Genomic DNA, 14,178 nt, shown 5'->3' with positions numbered 1-14,178 from the left:
ACTTGCGGGGTGCTGGCACTGCTCGTGGTTCTCCTTACGCCTGGATCGTAACAAACCCAGACATCAGGGACTCCATGAAAGTCAGAGCAGCTCACTCCGTGTCCGGGTCGCCAAGCAGTTCGAGCAGAGCAGGGAGCTGCTCGCGGACCGCGTCGTAGGAACGCAGTGCGCCCTCGCGGGCGTCGACGGGGTGCCCCGCCACGCAGTACGCCCGTCCCTCGCGCAGGTTCTTCAGCCGTTCCTCGTCGGTCTCGGCGCCGATCTGCTCGTCGTACCAACGCAGATTCTCTTCGGGGCTGATGGCCGCGGCGCGCCACGCGGCGGTGTCGATGCCGAGCGGGAGGTCGTACTCGTCGTGCCAGTCGACGGCCAGACGGGTCAGCAGTAGCAGGGCGTCGGCTCGGGTGCCGGCCGGGCCTGCGACGGCGATCCGGGCGAGGAACGGCACGGCGTACGGAGAGGCCGAGTACCGGCTGCCCTGGTGGAAGATGTTGCTGAACAGGCTGCGGAAGGCGCTCTCCCGGGCCTCCTCGTCGGGCCCGCACACCGCACGGAGTTGGCCGGGTACGTCCTCGGCGCTGCCGTAGGCATGCCCCAAGGCCGCCCAGCCGATGTCGTCCAGTCCTGCCAGGAGATCGTCGGATCGTTTCATGATCAGTACGCTCTCAGGCGCCGCTGACACCGATCCCCCGAACGAGCCGTCTTCTTCAGCCCAGCAGTCAAACTCACCTGTCAATCGGTCAAGGTCACCTGTCCAAGGTCAGCTGATTACGGGCTGCGGCTCCAACGAGAACACGAACGGCCTGCTGCGGCAGTACTTCCCCAAGGGCACCGACCTGTCGGTCCACACCCCCGAGCACCTGGCCGCCGTCGCCGACCAGATCAATCGCCGCCCACGCAAAACGCTCGGCTGGGAAACCCCAGCCGAGCGTCTAGCTAAACTCCTCGCGGCCTAAACAACCGCCACGTGTTGCAACGACCACTAGAAACCGCCCTCCACCGGTTCCAGCGTTCCGATCCCCGTGACTGTTCGGGCCCCGCCCGGAGAAGCCCCTGGCGGTCCTGTGACCGCCAGGGGCCGATCTGCGGCACTGTGTCAGTTCTGGTCGTCGTCGAGGTCAATCTCGGACGTCTCCTGGCTCTGCTTCATCGCGCGGTCCGGCTCCTCCCGGCGTCTTCTGCTCCATGTCCTCGGACTTCGGGTCCCGGTGCCCAGAGCGCCGTTGGCCTGGTCCGCCAAGTCCTCCGCCCTGTCCATAAACCGGTCGCTGCGTCCCAGTGACTCCGTTCTCCAACTGCTCGGGGGCGACGCGCAGGAGGAGGAGGGCGATGTCGTCGGTATAGAGGGCGGCGGGGCGTGCGTACTGCAGGAGTGTGTCGAGGAGGCCGTCCAGAGCTTGGTGGCCGTGTGCGGCGAGGTAGTGGGCGAGGTCGTCGGCGGCCTGTTCGGGGTCGGTGTCGGGGGTTTCGAGGAGCCCGTCGGTGTAGAGGGCGAGGGTGGTGGCCGGGGCGAGGGGCTGAATGGTGGTGGGGTAGCCGGTGCTGGTCTGGATGCCGAGCAGGGGGCCGGGGTCGAGGCGGACGGCCCGGGGCGGGAGGCCGGGCTGGTACAGGAGGGGCGGGGGTGGCTGGCGCTGGCCAGTACGGCCCGGTGGCGCGCCAGGTCGAGGTGCACGTACAGGCAGGAGACGAGCAGGTCGCTCTCCAGGTCGGCCAGGACGCGGTTGGTGCGGGCGAGGACCTGTTCCGGCGGGGCGCCGACGGTGGCGTGGATGGCAGTGCGGACCTGTCCCATGAGCGCGGCGGCGGCCACCAGAATGGTCACGCCCGATCGGGCCACGCACTTCTTCGTCGGTAACATCGCCGCCCGCCCGAGGACGTTCATGCTCCTTGGCGTGTTCAACCCCACGATTGCCGCTCTCACCGCCCCGCGCCAGGACGCGCTCTTCTGAGCGCGCACCCGGATCCTTTACCGGTATCGGGCCGCGGGCGTGGCTCATGGGAGCAGCCCCGCCGCCGCTACGGCTCTGGACCTCGCTCTTCAGCCCGGCCTCACAGTTCTGGTCGGAGAGAACGACAGTGGCAAGAGCGCCGTGGTCGACGCGATCCGGCTTTGCCTGACGTCGAGCGCCGACTTCACCCGCATCACAGCGGACGACCTCCACTACGGTGCCGCCAGCAGAGCCGACTACCTGCAGATCAGCTGTACGTTCGAAGGCCTCGAAAATCAGGAGCTCGGCTCCTTCGGCGAGTTCCTGACCTCGCTTCCAGGAGAGGCGCCCCGACTGACCGTGACTCTGCGGGCAGAACCGTTCGACCCGGATGTGCCCCACCGCATGTCCGTCAGGGTGCGTGCTGGCGACACCGTGCTCGACGGCGAAGCCCGCGAGCGTCTGCGCGCGACGTACCTGCGGCCGCTGCGCGTCGGCTCACCCGTCCCGGTGGACATGGCCACCTATACCTTCTGGCTGTCCCACGCGCCACTGCCACCAGCCTCGGAAGAATCCCTGCCCCCGATGCTCACAGCTACCGTCGCGAGCGCGAAGGGGGAGACGCACTGCGCGACCCTCGTCCTCGAATGCGCCACCAAGCATGGGAGGAGCCACGATCTCGGCAGCCTGCTCCCCGTGATCACCGGAGAGACTCCCGTCGGCGAACTCAATGCCACGGGCCGGCACGCCGCGATGACCACCTTCGTAGCGGCCACGCGCGCCAAGCACCTCCTCGCGCTCGCCGTCCACGAGAGCCGCGCGAATCCGCACCTCGAAGCCCTGGCGCGCGACGGCTGGTCCGTAGTCAGCCTCTGAGCGGGCGCGCGGTTCGGCGTGAGACTGTCCAGGGGCAACAAGCAGGGCGGAGTACCACCGCGACTGATGGGCAGCCAGGTCGCAGATGTCGTCCTCTCCAGGTTTGATGGTGAATGCGACGGCCTCCACCGGGATCATCGTGACCACCGACCGGTTCCCCATCCGCGCGCGAGGCGGGACTGTAAAGGCCTCAGACACGGAACCGCCGACGGCGCCTGCATTCGCCGTGGCGCGGACATTCAGCCCGCTAGGCCCTGTCCGGCGGATCATGACGTCAACAGAGTGTGGGTCGCGATCGTCCATCTGACCTTCATGGTGCAATGTTGCTCATGGCAACACTTCTTGATGTGGCGCAGCTGTTCCGTTCCCTGCATGTACCAGGTACGCCGATGGTCCTGCCCAATGCGTGGGACGGTGCTTCCGCCCGTGTAGTGGCGGACGCGGGTGCTGCTGCGATCGCGACCACAAGTGCTGGGGTCGCCTGGTCACTCGGGCACGGCGACGGCGAGCACATGACCCGCGACCAGGCGCTTGGCGCGATCGCGCGGATCACGGCCACTGTTGACGTACCGGTCACCGCCGACATCGAACGCGGCTACGCAACCGATGCGCCCGGCGTGGCCGAGACCGTCCGAGGCGTCCTCGCGGCTGGAGCCGTGGGCATCAACCTGGAGGACACCCTGCGTCCGGTCGCCGAGCAAGTCGAACGGATCTCAGCCGCCCGCCGGGCCGCGGACGAGACCGGCATCCCGCTGTTCATCAACGCCCGCATCGACACGCACCGCTTGCCGCCCGGTGACCGCACAGCCTGGCTGGACGAAACCCTCACCCGCGCCCGTGCCTATGCGACAGCCGGCGCGGACGGCATCTTCGTCCTCGGCGCACCGGACGCCAGAACAGTCAGAACACTCGTGAGCTCTCAACCCCTTCCGGTGAACGTCCTGGCCGGCCCCGGTGCACTCCCGGTGTCCGAGCTCGCCAAGGCGGGAGCCGCCCGCATCAGCGCGGGATCCTCCATCGCCGAGGCAGCGTACGGCCTGGCCCGCCGGGCCGCCCGCGAACTGCTGGAGCAAGGTACGACGACCACGCTGGAGGGCGGATTCGACTACGCCACCCTCAACACGCTGCTCCTGGCCGAGTCCCCGTACTGAGACTCGGTCAGGAGCGCAGCCACAGTTGGATCGCCGCCACGGTGACGGTGCCGTGGAAGACGTAGGCACGCTTGTCGTAGCGTGTCGGTGCGCCACGAGGCGCTATGGAGTCGAGTGAGGTGAGAGACCATCACCGTCGGGTTGTCGCAGCAATCCGACTGAAGCTGGGGGCAGTTCGTCTCGGGGGATGCCGAGGCGGGCGGTAAGCAGCCCTGACAACGTCGGGACGGACTGGCACTGCCAGACGGTTTGGGTCCGGCTAGCGAGATGGGAAGGTGTACGCGAGGAACCAGTGCTTGACGCCCCGTAATTACGACACCGGCTCCAACCTGGCGGATCTGGGCCGGACGCAGTGCACGACCGTCGGCACGCTGGCGGTCGACTCCGAAGCCGACTCGACTTATCGGTGGGGAGGCCACGCCGAATGTCTGCGGCGTAGGTGTGGCGATGCTGCCGGGGTAGAGCTGGGCACCTCACCCGTCGATCGACTCCGTGGTGAACGTGGGAACTGTCCGTGGTCGCCCTCCGCGCCGGGCCTCCAGCCCGGCCGAGGGCAGGCCCAGCGCCGGCTGACGGCCGTCGGGCAGGGCGGAGGCTCCGTAGTACTCGGAGGCCGGGAAAGCCGGCCACATGGGGAAGGGGGCCAGCAAGTCAGCAGCGAGGACGCTGGAATGTCAGGAGGTTGTCGCCGGTGAACACCGACGAGCTGGAGTCCGCCCTGTTCGGGGCGGAGCTGCGGGTACTGAAGATCCAGACCAAGCTTCAGGGACTCGTCGGCGGGCCGTACCAGGGCTGTCAGTATCCTGCGGGCGATGTGCCGCTGCTGGGTGGTGAGTTCGCGCAGGGCGGTGTCGCACCAGTCGGCGAGGGCGCCGGTGACGGCGCCGATGCGGCGGTAGGCGTCGTGGGTGAGGCGGCCGTCGTGCTCCAGGCGGCGTTCCCACAGCCGGGTGAGGGCGACTTCGAGCAGTGGCAGGACGGTGACGGGGGCCTCGGAGGTGCCGGCGGTGCGGGGGTGCAGGGCCAGGACGTCGGCGATGATCCGCTCCGCGAGGCCCGGGTCGAACTGCGTGTCCAGGTCGCGGGCGGGGCCGGTGACGATCGCGTCCAGGTCCGCGGCGGTGAGGGTGGCGGGGATGTTGAGGACGCCCCTCGCCTGCAGCGCGGCGTCCAGCAGTTCCGGGGCAAGCGCGGACAGGCGGGAGTAGAAGTCGTCGCGCATCACGAGGACCACGCTGACAGCCGCGTCGGAGCGGATCACGGCGGCGATCCGGGCGAGCGCCTGGAGGTCCTGGGGCCCGGCGGAGGAGGCGAGGAGTTCCTCGAACTGATCGACGATCAGCACGACACGGGGTTCAGCGGCTGCATCGGCCACGCCGCCGAAAGCGTCCGCCCCGCCGGTGACGTCCGCCCCGACGCCTTCGGCCGCGGCCCCGGGCAGGCCCGCCCGCGCGAGGGCGGCCGGCAGGTCCGAGCCCGGCCGCACGACCACGGGCAGCCAGCGGTCACTGCCCGGCAGCCGCCCCGCGGCCAGCGCCGGCAGCACCCCCGCCTGGACCAGGGAGGACTTCCCCGAACCGGACGGGCCGAGGAGCAGCACCACCCGCCGCCCGCCCGCCAGGACCGCCAGAACCTGGCGCACCGCCTCTTCGCGGCCCCGGAACCAGCGGGCGTGCTCGGCGGTGAAGGGTTCCAGCGCGCGGTAGGGCGACACATCGCCCTCTCCGAGGGCGGGCCACGCCTCCCGCAGCACCGCGGTCGGGGTGACGTAGGCGATGCCCAGGCCCCGGTCGTGGCCGTCCGGCGCGGTGATCGCGGTGAGCATCCCCACCACCAGGCCGGTGACCTCGTCCAGCACCGGCCCGCCGCTGAACCCCTGCGTCAGGTCGTTGGCGTCGGTCAGTTGCAGCAGCTCACCCGCGCTGTCGGCGGCCGGCAGCAGATCGCCCGCCGTGGCGAACCCGAAGTGCCCGCCCGGCGGAGCCTGCACGGGGAACCCGAACGAGCGCACCCGGTGCCCGCGGCAGCCCGCCGCCGACCCCATCGACAACGGCGCCACCCCCGCCGCGCGCTCCAGCCGCACCAGCGCGACGTCCTGCTCGTACGGCTCGCGCCACGCGGCCTCCAGCACCCGGCCGGTGACCGTCGGGGCACCGGGCGCGCGCGGGAAGACCAGCGTCACCGCCGCACCGGGTCCGTAGCCGCCGTCCGCCAGGACGTGCGCGCACGTCACTACCAGGTCCTCGGCGACCAGGAAGCCCGCACCCACCACCAGCCCGGCCCCGTCGCGGACCTGCGCGACGGCCGCCGGCACGCCACCGGCCGCTCCGCCCCGCACCACCGGCTCTACGGCCATCCGATCAGGCCGTCGGCTCGTCGTTGGCCACGGGAGCGTCGTCTGCGGGAGCATCGGCCTCGTCCCTGCGCCACACCATGCGCACCGTCAGATGGCAGTTGGCCGAGGTCTTGGTGATCACCACCCCGGCCTCCGTGGCGAGATCGACCCCGAACTCCACCTCCACCTCGGCCGGCCCCGCATCCCGCAACCGCCGCAGCACCGTGCGCGCCATGTCGGTCACCGGCTCCAGCGCCGACCCAGACTCGCCGGAAGATCCCGGACCGCGTCACCGACCTGGCCCGCCTTCACCGGCCCGGCCGCCCCATCCACCGCCTCGACGAGAATCGAACCCCCGCCTTCCAACGGCACCCGCGCCAACTGCCCCATGTCGCCCCTCCCTTACCGCCGCCCCCCGGCGGCCACACTCACACCGTACTCGCGTCGGCACTGAGCGAAGGCGTGAACTCCCCGAACGGGCAAGGCTGTTCGGGGAGTTCACCAACCGGCCGCACGAGCACCACACCGTGGGCGGCGCCCAGTACGCCACCGAACTGGCCGAGCTCCCCTTCTGGGTCACCCACATCCTGCTGCCCGTCCACGGCCGGGAGATCGGCTCCACCCGCCCGTGGTGCGCGAAGTGGCACGAGCACCCGGACGCCGTCGCCCGCCTCCACACCTTGTGGCCGGCCTGGCAACAGCTCACCACCGCCGAGGCCGGCCACGCGGGCCCCTCCACGTGGCACCGCGACCACCTGGACCACACCCTGCTCCGACTGCGTGCGCCGGACGGCCCGTTCGCGGTGTGCACCACCAGCCCGTCCCGGCGCGCCCACCGCTCGGTCAGCGGTGCGGGCACGTAGGCGGCCACGTGCGTGCCGTCAACGAGGCCCCGCGAGACCCCGCACCCGAGATAACGCTTGGGTCACGACCGAAGATCGCGTGCAGCAGCCGCGAGCCGGGCTTCGTCAGGTTGGGCGGGGGAGCCAAGGGGGCTTCGGGAAAGGCGAAGATGCTCAAGAGTCGCGCGCCGGGTGACCATGCGAACCGCTGACGTCCCTGCCTTCACGGCATTCGTGCATGCGCGGTCGTCGGCCCTCTTCAGGACCGCGCTGCTGCTCACCGGCGAGCGTCATGTGGCCGACGATCTGGTGCAGTCCACGCTGGAACAGGTCTGTCGACACTGGCGCCGGGTTCGCTCCGCCGACTCACCGGAGGCCTACGCACGCCGGATCCTGGTGAATCTCGCCAACGACCGCTGGCGCAAGCTGCGCGGACGTGCGGAAGTGCCCCTGGACGACGGCATCGGGGCCGGGTACGTCGATCCGTACAAGGGCCTCGTGGTCCGCGACCAGCTGATGCGCGAGCTGCAGTCCCTGCCGATCGGCATGCGCACCGTACTGGTGCTGCGGTACTTCGAGGATCTCGACGACACGGAGATCGGCCACTTGATGAACATCTCGGCAAGCTCGGTCCGGTCTCAGGCGGCCCGGGGCCTGTCGAAACTCCGGTCGACCGTCGACGCACAGGTACTGCACACACGTTCGGGAGGGGCGGTATGAAGGACTACGATCTGGAGGAGGAGCTGGCCGCAGCCATGCTCGACCGTTCACGGCAGGAACCGCCGGGCAGCTACGACGTCGATGACCTCATCGGGTCGGTACGGCGGCGCCGCCGGCGCCTGCGGACCGGTGCGGCGGCGGCCGTGGTGATCCTGGCCCTGGGCGCCGGCTTCGTGTCACAAACGGATCATGACCGCGCCTCGCTGCCCGCCCAGGCGTCGACCGCGTCGAGTACCGACACGCCTCCTTCACCCGCATCCACCAAGCCGTCCTCGCCCACGGCATCGGCACCGGCCTCCCCCGCCGGCCCGGCCCGGACCACGGCCGCCCTGTTCCTCTCCGCCCTGCGCTACCAGAATCCGGCCACCCGCTCCGAGGTGGATCCGGCAGAGGTGGCAGCGCTGTTCGCCGACAAGTCCACGTACCAACGGATCTGGGGCACTGACTCCCGCGGTGTGACCTGCGGCGCCTTGGTCGACGGCGTGCTGGTGTCGGGTGAGGTCCTGCTGTACCAGGGGACCGAGCGGCTCGACCGGACTCCCTCCCTGAGCTTCGACAGGGCCACGGGGAAGGTGACCGACCTGACCTGCGTAACGACCCCCGGGGACACCAAGGGGGACGACCCCACGGTTTCCGGCTTCTACGGCGGGCTGGTGGCGGCCGCCAAGTCCGGTGACTCCATGGCGATGGCGAAGCTCGGGAAACAGTTCGTGACCGAAACCCTTCGCTCCGAGCAAGGCCCGACCGCCGGCATCTGCTCCTTCACCAGCCCCCCTTTCTGGCTCGCCGACGACCCCTCGTCCGCGACCCTCACCCACGGATGGACCGTGAACCTCGGCGGCCCGCACACCTTCCCGATCGAGATCGACGAGAACGCGAAGATCGCCGGCTCCTGCGGCGGGTGAGCCGCACCAGCCTCCGCTGAGGCGGACGACACCGGACCCGGCGCGCACGGCGGCGTGTCCGGCAACCCTTCCACGCCCTGACAGGGCCCCAGGTGATATCCGCATGCCCGGACATCGGAAAGCGAGTGCCCATATGAAGCATCGAACAGCCTTCGTCATACCCGTGCTGGTGGGCGCCGCCCTGGTGGCTCGCGTCCTGATCCCGGCCTCGGGAGCGACCGAGGGCACCCCTCCCGACCCGCTGTCGACGTCGACCGCTTCAGCGCCAGGCACGCTTTCCGGGCCAGAACTCGCCGTCGTGAGTACGACAACGCCGGAGCAGGCCGTGCGCCTCGCGCTCGACGGGCTCGGGGCGCACCACGGCCGGTACGCCCTCGCCGTCGAGGACCTCACCTCGGGCCGCTCGGCCGCCTACGGTTCGACCACCGAGGCCTTCACCTCCGCGAGCATCATCAAAGTCGACATCCTGGCCGCCCTGCTGCTGCAGGCGCAGGACCGCGGAGGCCAGCTCAGCCCTGCTCAGCGACAGCTGGCCTCCGACATGATCCGCTTCAGCGACAACGACGCGGCGCAGAAACTCTGGATCGACATCGGCAGACGCCAGGGCCTGGACGTGGCCAACGCCCGACTCGGCCTCACCCCGGCACACGCTGGTCAGAAGGGGCCCTGGGGACTGACCCGGACCACCGCCCGCGACCAAATCTCCCTCCTGAAGGCCATGTTCACGCAGGACTCCCCCTTGAACGCCGCGTCCCGGTCGTACGTGCGGGCCCTCATGCGCGCCGTGACCGCCGGGCAGAACTGGGGCGTCGGCGCGGCAGGAACGCCCGGTGACCTGCCCGTGCTCAAGAACGGCTGGCTTCCTGACGGGGCATCCCAGCTGTGGGTCGTCAACAGCATGGGCATCGTCGAACGTGCGGGACACACGCTGCTCGTCGTCGTACTCACCGACGATCAACCCACGCGGGAGGCCGGCATCGCGCTCATCGAACAGACCGCGGCGACCGCGGTCGGGGCACTGGTGCGCACACCCTGAAGACCCTCACTCGATTCCTGTGCCGCCGGTGCGCCGGCGGCCGCAGCCCCCCTCGGAGCTGCTGTGGGCCCGGTTCGGCGGTGCGCTGTCGGTCGCGGCGCTGGCCGTCCCCCTAGTAGGGCTTGGTCAGGTCTGTTTTCGCGTGGGTATGTCGCGGTGGCAGGTGGGGCAGGCGCCGACCCAGGTCGCCAGGAGGAGCTGGAGCTCGCGGACGACTTGGTAGAGGCTCAGGCCGGCCCCACGTCTTTTGGGGCGGTGGCCAGTCTGCGCAGGGTGCAGAAAGCGTGGGCGAGGGAGACGAGCGTGACGTGGTGGTGCCAGCCGGTGAACGTGCGGCCCTCGAAGTGGGCCAGGCCGAGGGCCTGTTTCATCTCCCGGTAGTCGTGCTCGATCCGCCAGCGGAGCTTGGCCAGTCGGACCAGGGTGGTCAGCGCGGTGTCGGCGGGCAGGTTCGAGAGCCAGAACTGGACCGGCTCGGCTTCCTTGGCGGGCCATTCGGCCAGCAGCCAGCACTCGGCCAGTTCCACTCCCTCGGTGGCATCGCGGATCTCGCGTCCGGCAGGGCGGATCCGCAGCGCCACGAAGCGCGAGTACATCCGCTTGAAGCCGGTCTTCGTCCTGCCGGGGCGCGACCCCTCCCACCACGACACCGGCCTGGCCGCTTTTGGCCCGGCAGCGATGACCAGGTCCTTCACGCTGCGGGCCTTGTCCGGGTACTTCGCCACCGGCGGCCGGCCGGTGCCGCTGTAGGCGGGCGTGACGGGCCGGGCTTCGGCGGGGTGCGCGGTCGGCGTGGTGGAGATCCCCAACACGTAGTGCAGGCCGCGTTGCTGGAGGCCGAGGCGGAAGGCCGCGGCATCGCCGTATCCGGCGTCGGCGATGGCGAGCGGGACGTGGACACCCCAGCACCGGGTCTCGTCGATCATGTCCAGGGCCAGCTGCCACTTCTCCACGTGGCCCAGACCTGCGGGGATGCCGCACCGGTCGCGGCGGGCGACCTTGTCCGGGTCCGCCTTCGCCGATTCGGGGTCCCAGGACGAGGGGAGGAACAATCGCCAGTTGACCGGTGCCGAGGCGTGGTCACGGGCCAGGTGGAGCGAGACGCCCACCTGGCAGTTGGTGACCTTGCCCGCGGTTCCGGTGTACTGCCGCGACACACACGCCGACGCGTCGCCGTCCTTGAGGAACCCCGTGTCGCCGATGATCAGCGCGGTCGGATCGATGGCCTCCTGCATCCTCCAGGACAAGCGGGCCCGGACATGCGCCGGATCCCAGGGGCTCGTCGTGACGAAGTGCGCGAGAGCCTGCCGGTTTCCGTCCTCTCCGAGCCGTGCGGCCATCGGCTCCACCGACTTCCGCTTGCCGTCCAGGAGCAGCCCACGCACATACGCCTGCCCCCAACGCCGCTGGTCAGCACGCGTGAACGCTTCGAACAACTCCGCCGTGAACGCCTCCAGGTCCTCCCGGACCTCGGCCATCTCCCCAGGTGTCACACCTCAACAACGCGCCACCTACTCCCCAGGACACGCCACCGTCGCGCCGACCTGACCAAGCCCTACTAGAGTTGGAGGCGCTTCCAGTGCACCCGGAAACGCCACAGGCCCGCAGCCCGCCACCCTCCCCCCGATGGCGGGCCGCAGTCACTCCTACCGTCGCCCGCCCCGCCGCACCGGAACCGCAATCGCGGCAAAGCCGGTACCCAGCAGAGTCATTGCCGCTGCATCGAGCTGCGGATGCCTCACGAGGATGACGACCATCACGCCGGCCGCCAGAGCCGATCGAGTCAACTCGATCACCTCAGCCGGCGTCCAACCTCCCCCGGACGGCGCGCTACCCCGCCGCCGCTGAATCTCTCCCACAGAGCACCCTTCTCTCGCTATCGAGTGATGGGCGGCGCCGCTCCCCCACCAGTCTGGCAGTGAGCCAAGGTCCGGAAGACACCCAAAGTGGGTGCCAATCGAGGTTCCAAGATCATCAGAGGAACCCACCCCTAGATTCAGATCAGACAGCAGCGCCTGGAGCTTTGTAATCAAAGGCAGATCGCGGAAAATTCCTTCTGGTAAGTTTAAATTCAGCCCGATGCCCATGCTTACGATCCCCAAATCAAGAGACGATCTTCGATTCAAAAGTAATAATTTATATGGTTCGGGGGGTGAGGCATGCACGCCCCCATCAGCGATGACGACCGTGATCGCGTCCGCCGCCTGCGCACCGACGGCTTGTCCCGCAACGCGATCGCTGCCGGGATCGGGCGCAGCAGTTCGGCCGTGTCGAAGATCGCAGCGGAGGAGGGGGTGGCGTTCGCCGGGGGTGCCCGGGTAGCGTCGGTTACTGCGGCCCGGCAGGAGGACCTCGCGGCCCTGCGGCGGGATCTGACGGCGCGGTTGCACCTGCGGGCCACGGCCAACCTCTACCGGGTCGAGGCTGACGCGTACGTGCGGGTCGAGCTGCTGCCGACCGGTGACACGGTCGAGGTGGTGTCCGATCACCCGCCCGCGTAGGACGAGCGCCACCACTCGCAGGCCATCGGCGGCTATCTGACCAGTGCACCGCGACTCGCCGAGATCGACGCCGGCACGTCCGGGCATGAAGTGCGGTCAATGCTTACCGACTTGGCGAAGGGCCTGCGGGCCGCCTTCGCCGACGAGGACGAGGGGGGTCGCTGGCAGTTGCTCGCCGAGCTCATGCCCGGCGGCCGGCTGCTGTCGGACGAGTCGGGCGTCGCCGACGATTGGCTCGGATGAGTCCTGTGCTACGTCGACCCCGAGAGGCCGCGCGCGTCGCCGCCGAACTCGACCGCCGCTACCCCATCGATCCGCCGCCGGCCGCCACCGGCCGCCACCGGCCGCCACCGGCCGCGGCGTCGGGGCGCAGCCCGCAACCGCGAAGTGGTCCAGGAGGTCGCCCGCAGTTGCTCACGCGCAGCTTGAGTAACCACCGTGCGGGTTCTCTAAATCGAAGCCGTCGCCACCCTGTATGTCCGACGGTTGGGCGCCCGGTCCTTGGCACAGAGCGTCCTCCTCAGCGCCACCTGTGCTGCGTCAGAGCTCGTTAGTCCAGGTAGATGCCGGCGAAGGTGCCGTCGAAGCCAAGGGCCACCCGGGCGGCGTCGGTGTCGGGGTGGTGGGTCCAAGTCAGGTTGGCGATCATCGCGTCGAAGTCCTTGCGGGTGATCTCCGGCTCCAGCCGCTCGTTTTCTGTGGCAAGTTCGAGCGTGTTGTGCTTGGCATGATGTTCACGGAGGCAGGGCTTAAACCTCCCCTCCCCTTCTGCTGGTTGGCCCCCAACGAGCGGGCGCGGGTGTCTCCAGGGTCAGTCGCCGAGGAGCCGCCAGGCGGTGAGGGCGAGCTTGGCCCGGGTCAGGCCGGTGGGGTCGGTGAGATCAATTCCCAGGGTCTTGGCGATCTGGTCGAGTCTGCGGGCGACGCTGCTGTGGTGCAGGTGGAGCAGCTCTGCGGCGCGGCGCAGGGAGCCGCTGGCGCAGTAGGTGTCCAGGGTGTCCAGGCTCTCCGGGCTGTCGGCGATCCGGGCGATGGCGGCGATGTCGGCGTTGTCGCGCAAGCTCTCCGGCGGCACCTCTGCGAGCAGCGCCAGTGCACCCAAGTCGCTGTATTGGACGGCTGGTTCGCGCCCCGTGGTGAAGCGCAGAGCAGTTCTGGCCTGCCGCCAGGACCGGTCGGGGCTCCCAGGCATGCCGAGGCCCGCGCGGACTCCGGCAGGCAGCCCGGCCAACTCCACGGTGGTGGCCAGGATGACGCCCACGTCGGCGAGCGGTGCCGCCTTCACCGGGTGTGCCGGGCAAATCAGCAGCCCAATTCGGTCGAGCGACAGCGGTGAGCGCACAGCAACCACGCTGAGCGGCCCAGGGGCGAAGCCCAGCAGCCGCAGCGCCCGTGCTCTGGCGGCCTCGTCGCTGTCGGCGCTGATGGCGAGCTCGACCAGCGCCGGGTCGGCCATGGTGGTGCGGGCCGGGCCGTACCGTTCGACGGCCGCCGCGGCGGCGATGGCGAGCCGGTCGAGGAGGACGTCGTCCAACGAGCCCGGCGGGCCGGGGCGTTCCAGCCACACCGTGCCGACCTCCTCCTCGTCGAGGGTGATCGGCACGGCACTGGACGCGGGTGCCGGCGGGCCGGACGCCTCCGTCCCGTGGGGTGAGACGCGGGTGCTCTCGCCCGTGCCGTGCAGCCGGATCCCGGCGACGCACTCGGCCAGGCCCGCCGAGGCCCGCGCGAGCGCGGGCAGGTCGACCCGGCGGCGCATCAGCGTGTCGTAGAACGTGACGATGCGGATCGCCCCGTCGACGTACGGATCGAGCCCCGACAGCCGTACGGCCAGTGCCTCCATGCCAGCAGGATAGAAGGACCGTTACGGTGGCAGGTGCG

Annotated in this window: 12 protein-coding genes and 3 pseudogenes; 9 read left to right on the top strand and 6 right to left on the bottom strand. The window is 70.0% G+C overall.

Annotation, left to right across the window (positions count from 1 at the left end; translation table 11 throughout):
• Positions 1-91 precede the first annotated feature (91 nt).
• A complete protein-coding gene (locus ACGF0D_RS18010) occupies positions 92-652 on the bottom strand; it encodes a hypothetical protein (RefSeq protein WP_392917205.1) in 561 nt (186 codons plus the stop codon).
• A gap of 127 nt (positions 653-779) precedes the next feature.
• On the opposite strand from ACGF0D_RS18010, the pseudogene ACGF0D_RS18005 reads away from it, so the two are divergent.
• Positions 780-956: pseudogene (locus ACGF0D_RS18005) on the top strand (transposase); the annotation flags it as partial.
• A 162-nt stretch (positions 957-1,118) separates the two neighbouring features.
• On the opposite strand, the pseudogene ACGF0D_RS18000 reads toward ACGF0D_RS18005, so the two are convergent.
• Positions 1,119-1,795 (bottom strand): annotated as a pseudogene (locus ACGF0D_RS18000) (PP2C family protein-serine/threonine phosphatase).
• Positions 1,796-1,991: 196 nt separating this feature from the next.
• Between ACGF0D_RS18000 and ACGF0D_RS17995 the strand changes: the two are divergent.
• Positions 1,992-2,807, top strand: coding sequence for an AAA family ATPase (locus tag ACGF0D_RS17995; protein WP_392917202.1), 816 nt, complete (start codon positions 1,992-1,994; stop codon positions 2,805-2,807).
• A gap of 347 nt (positions 2,808-3,154) precedes the next feature.
• Complete coding sequence (locus ACGF0D_RS17990) at positions 3,155-3,958, top strand: isocitrate lyase/phosphoenolpyruvate mutase family protein (RefSeq protein WP_392883021.1); 804 nt, start codon at positions 3,155-3,157, stop codon at positions 3,956-3,958.
• A gap of 400 nt (positions 3,959-4,358) precedes the next feature.
• On the opposite strand, the gene ACGF0D_RS17985 is transcribed toward ACGF0D_RS17990, so the two are convergent.
• Positions 4,359-6,314, bottom strand: coding sequence for a trypsin-like peptidase domain-containing protein (locus ACGF0D_RS17985; RefSeq protein ID WP_392917199.1), 1,956 nt, complete (start codon positions 6,312-6,314; stop codon positions 4,359-4,361).
• Positions 6,315-6,318: 4 nt separating this feature from the next.
• Positions 6,319-6,528 carry a CU044_2847 family protein gene (locus ACGF0D_RS17980; RefSeq protein WP_392883178.1) on the bottom strand — a complete coding sequence of 70 codons (210 nt, stop codon included), beginning with the start codon at positions 6,526-6,528 and terminating at the stop codon, positions 6,319-6,321.
• A gap of 292 nt (positions 6,529-6,820) precedes the next feature.
• Here ACGF0D_RS17980 and ACGF0D_RS17975 point away from each other — a divergent pair.
• The 4 genes and pseudogenes from ACGF0D_RS17975 to ACGF0D_RS17960 all read left to right on the top strand — a co-directional run.
• Positions 6,821-7,156, top strand: a pseudogene (locus ACGF0D_RS17975) (DUF4913 domain-containing protein); the annotation flags it as partial.
• A gap of 177 nt (positions 7,157-7,333) precedes the next feature.
• Positions 7,334-7,855 carry a SigE family RNA polymerase sigma factor gene (locus tag ACGF0D_RS17970; RefSeq protein ID WP_392917213.1) on the top strand — a complete coding sequence of 174 codons (522 nt, stop codon included), beginning with the start codon at positions 7,334-7,336 and terminating at the stop codon, positions 7,853-7,855.
• Entirely contained in the window at positions 7,852-8,760 is a 909-nt protein-coding gene (locus ACGF0D_RS17965; RefSeq protein WP_392917196.1) for a hypothetical protein, read from the top strand. Before ACGF0D_RS17970 ends, ACGF0D_RS17965 begins: the two co-directional genes overlap by 4 nt.
• A 133-nt stretch (positions 8,761-8,893) precedes the next feature.
• Positions 8,894-9,796 carry a serine hydrolase gene (locus ACGF0D_RS17960; RefSeq protein WP_392917193.1) on the top strand — a complete coding sequence of 301 codons (903 nt, stop codon included), beginning with the start codon at positions 8,894-8,896 and terminating at the stop codon, positions 9,794-9,796.
• A 227-nt stretch (positions 9,797-10,023) separates the two neighbouring features.
• Here ACGF0D_RS17960 and ACGF0D_RS17955 read toward each other — a convergent pair whose 3' ends face one another.
• Entirely contained in the window at positions 10,024-11,274 is a 1,251-nt protein-coding gene (locus tag ACGF0D_RS17955; RefSeq protein ID WP_392917191.1) for an IS701 family transposase, read from the bottom strand.
• A 681-nt stretch (positions 11,275-11,955) separates the two neighbouring features.
• Here ACGF0D_RS17955 and ACGF0D_RS17950 point away from each other — a divergent pair.
• Together ACGF0D_RS17950 and ACGF0D_RS17945 are read left to right on the top strand one after the other, a co-directional pair.
• On the top strand, positions 11,956-12,297 hold the full coding sequence (locus ACGF0D_RS17950) for a hypothetical protein (protein WP_392917188.1): 342 nt from the start codon (positions 11,956-11,958) through the stop codon (positions 12,295-12,297).
• Between the two features lie 99 nt (positions 12,298-12,396).
• Positions 12,397-12,540: a hypothetical protein gene (locus tag ACGF0D_RS17945; protein WP_392917185.1), complete on the top strand. Its 144-nt coding sequence runs from the start codon at positions 12,397-12,399 to the stop codon at positions 12,538-12,540.
• Positions 12,541-13,108: 568 nt separating this feature from the next.
• Here ACGF0D_RS17945 and ACGF0D_RS17940 read toward each other — a convergent pair.
• The gene (locus ACGF0D_RS17940) at positions 13,109-14,140 is read right to left on the bottom strand and encodes a PucR family transcriptional regulator (protein ID WP_392917182.1); all 1,032 of its coding nucleotides are present in this window, start codon (positions 14,138-14,140) and stop codon (positions 13,109-13,111) included.
• Between the last annotated feature and the right edge of the window lie 38 nt (positions 14,141-14,178).

This window comes from Kitasatospora sp. NPDC048298, assembly GCF_043201465.1.
In the GTDB taxonomy this organism is placed as follows: Bacteria; Actinomycetota; Actinomycetes; order Streptomycetales; family Streptomycetaceae; genus Kitasatospora.
This window is presented reverse-complemented; position numbering and strand designations above follow the sequence as displayed.

Excerpts from the sequence above, each read along its gene's own strand:
- ACGF0D_RS17965 (WP_392917196.1), top strand. The coding sequence starts at position 7,852 with ATGAAGGACTACGATCTGGAGGAGGAGCTGGCCGCAGCCATGCTCGAC.
- ACGF0D_RS17970 (WP_392917213.1), top strand. The coding sequence starts at position 7,334 with ATGCGAACCGCTGACGTCCCTGCCTTCACGGCATTCGTGCATGCGCGG.
- ACGF0D_RS17945 (WP_392917185.1), top strand. The coding sequence starts at position 12,397 with ATGCTTACCGACTTGGCGAAGGGCCTGCGGGCCGCCTTCGCCGACGAG.
- ACGF0D_RS17955 (WP_392917191.1), bottom strand. The coding sequence starts at position 11,274 with ATGGCCGAGGTCCGGGAGGACCTGGAGGCGTTCACGGCGGAGTTGTTC.
- ACGF0D_RS17960 (WP_392917193.1), top strand. The coding sequence starts at position 8,894 with ATGAAGCATCGAACAGCCTTCGTCATACCCGTGCTGGTGGGCGCCGCC.
- ACGF0D_RS17950 (WP_392917188.1), top strand. The coding sequence starts at position 11,956 with ATGCACGCCCCCATCAGCGATGACGACCGTGATCGCGTCCGCCGCCTG.
- ACGF0D_RS17940 (WP_392917182.1), bottom strand. The coding sequence starts at position 14,140 with ATGGAGGCACTGGCCGTACGGCTGTCGGGGCTCGATCCGTACGTCGAC.
- ACGF0D_RS18010 (WP_392917205.1), bottom strand. The coding sequence starts at position 652 with ATGAAACGATCCGACGATCTCCTGGCAGGACTGGACGACATCGGCTGG.
- ACGF0D_RS17980 (WP_392883178.1), bottom strand. The coding sequence starts at position 6,528 with ATGGCGCGCACGGTGCTGCGGCGGTTGCGGGATGCGGGGCCGGCCGAG.
- ACGF0D_RS17985 (WP_392917199.1), bottom strand. The coding sequence starts at position 6,314 with ATGGCCGTAGAGCCGGTGGTGCGGGGCGGAGCGGCCGGTGGCGTGCCG.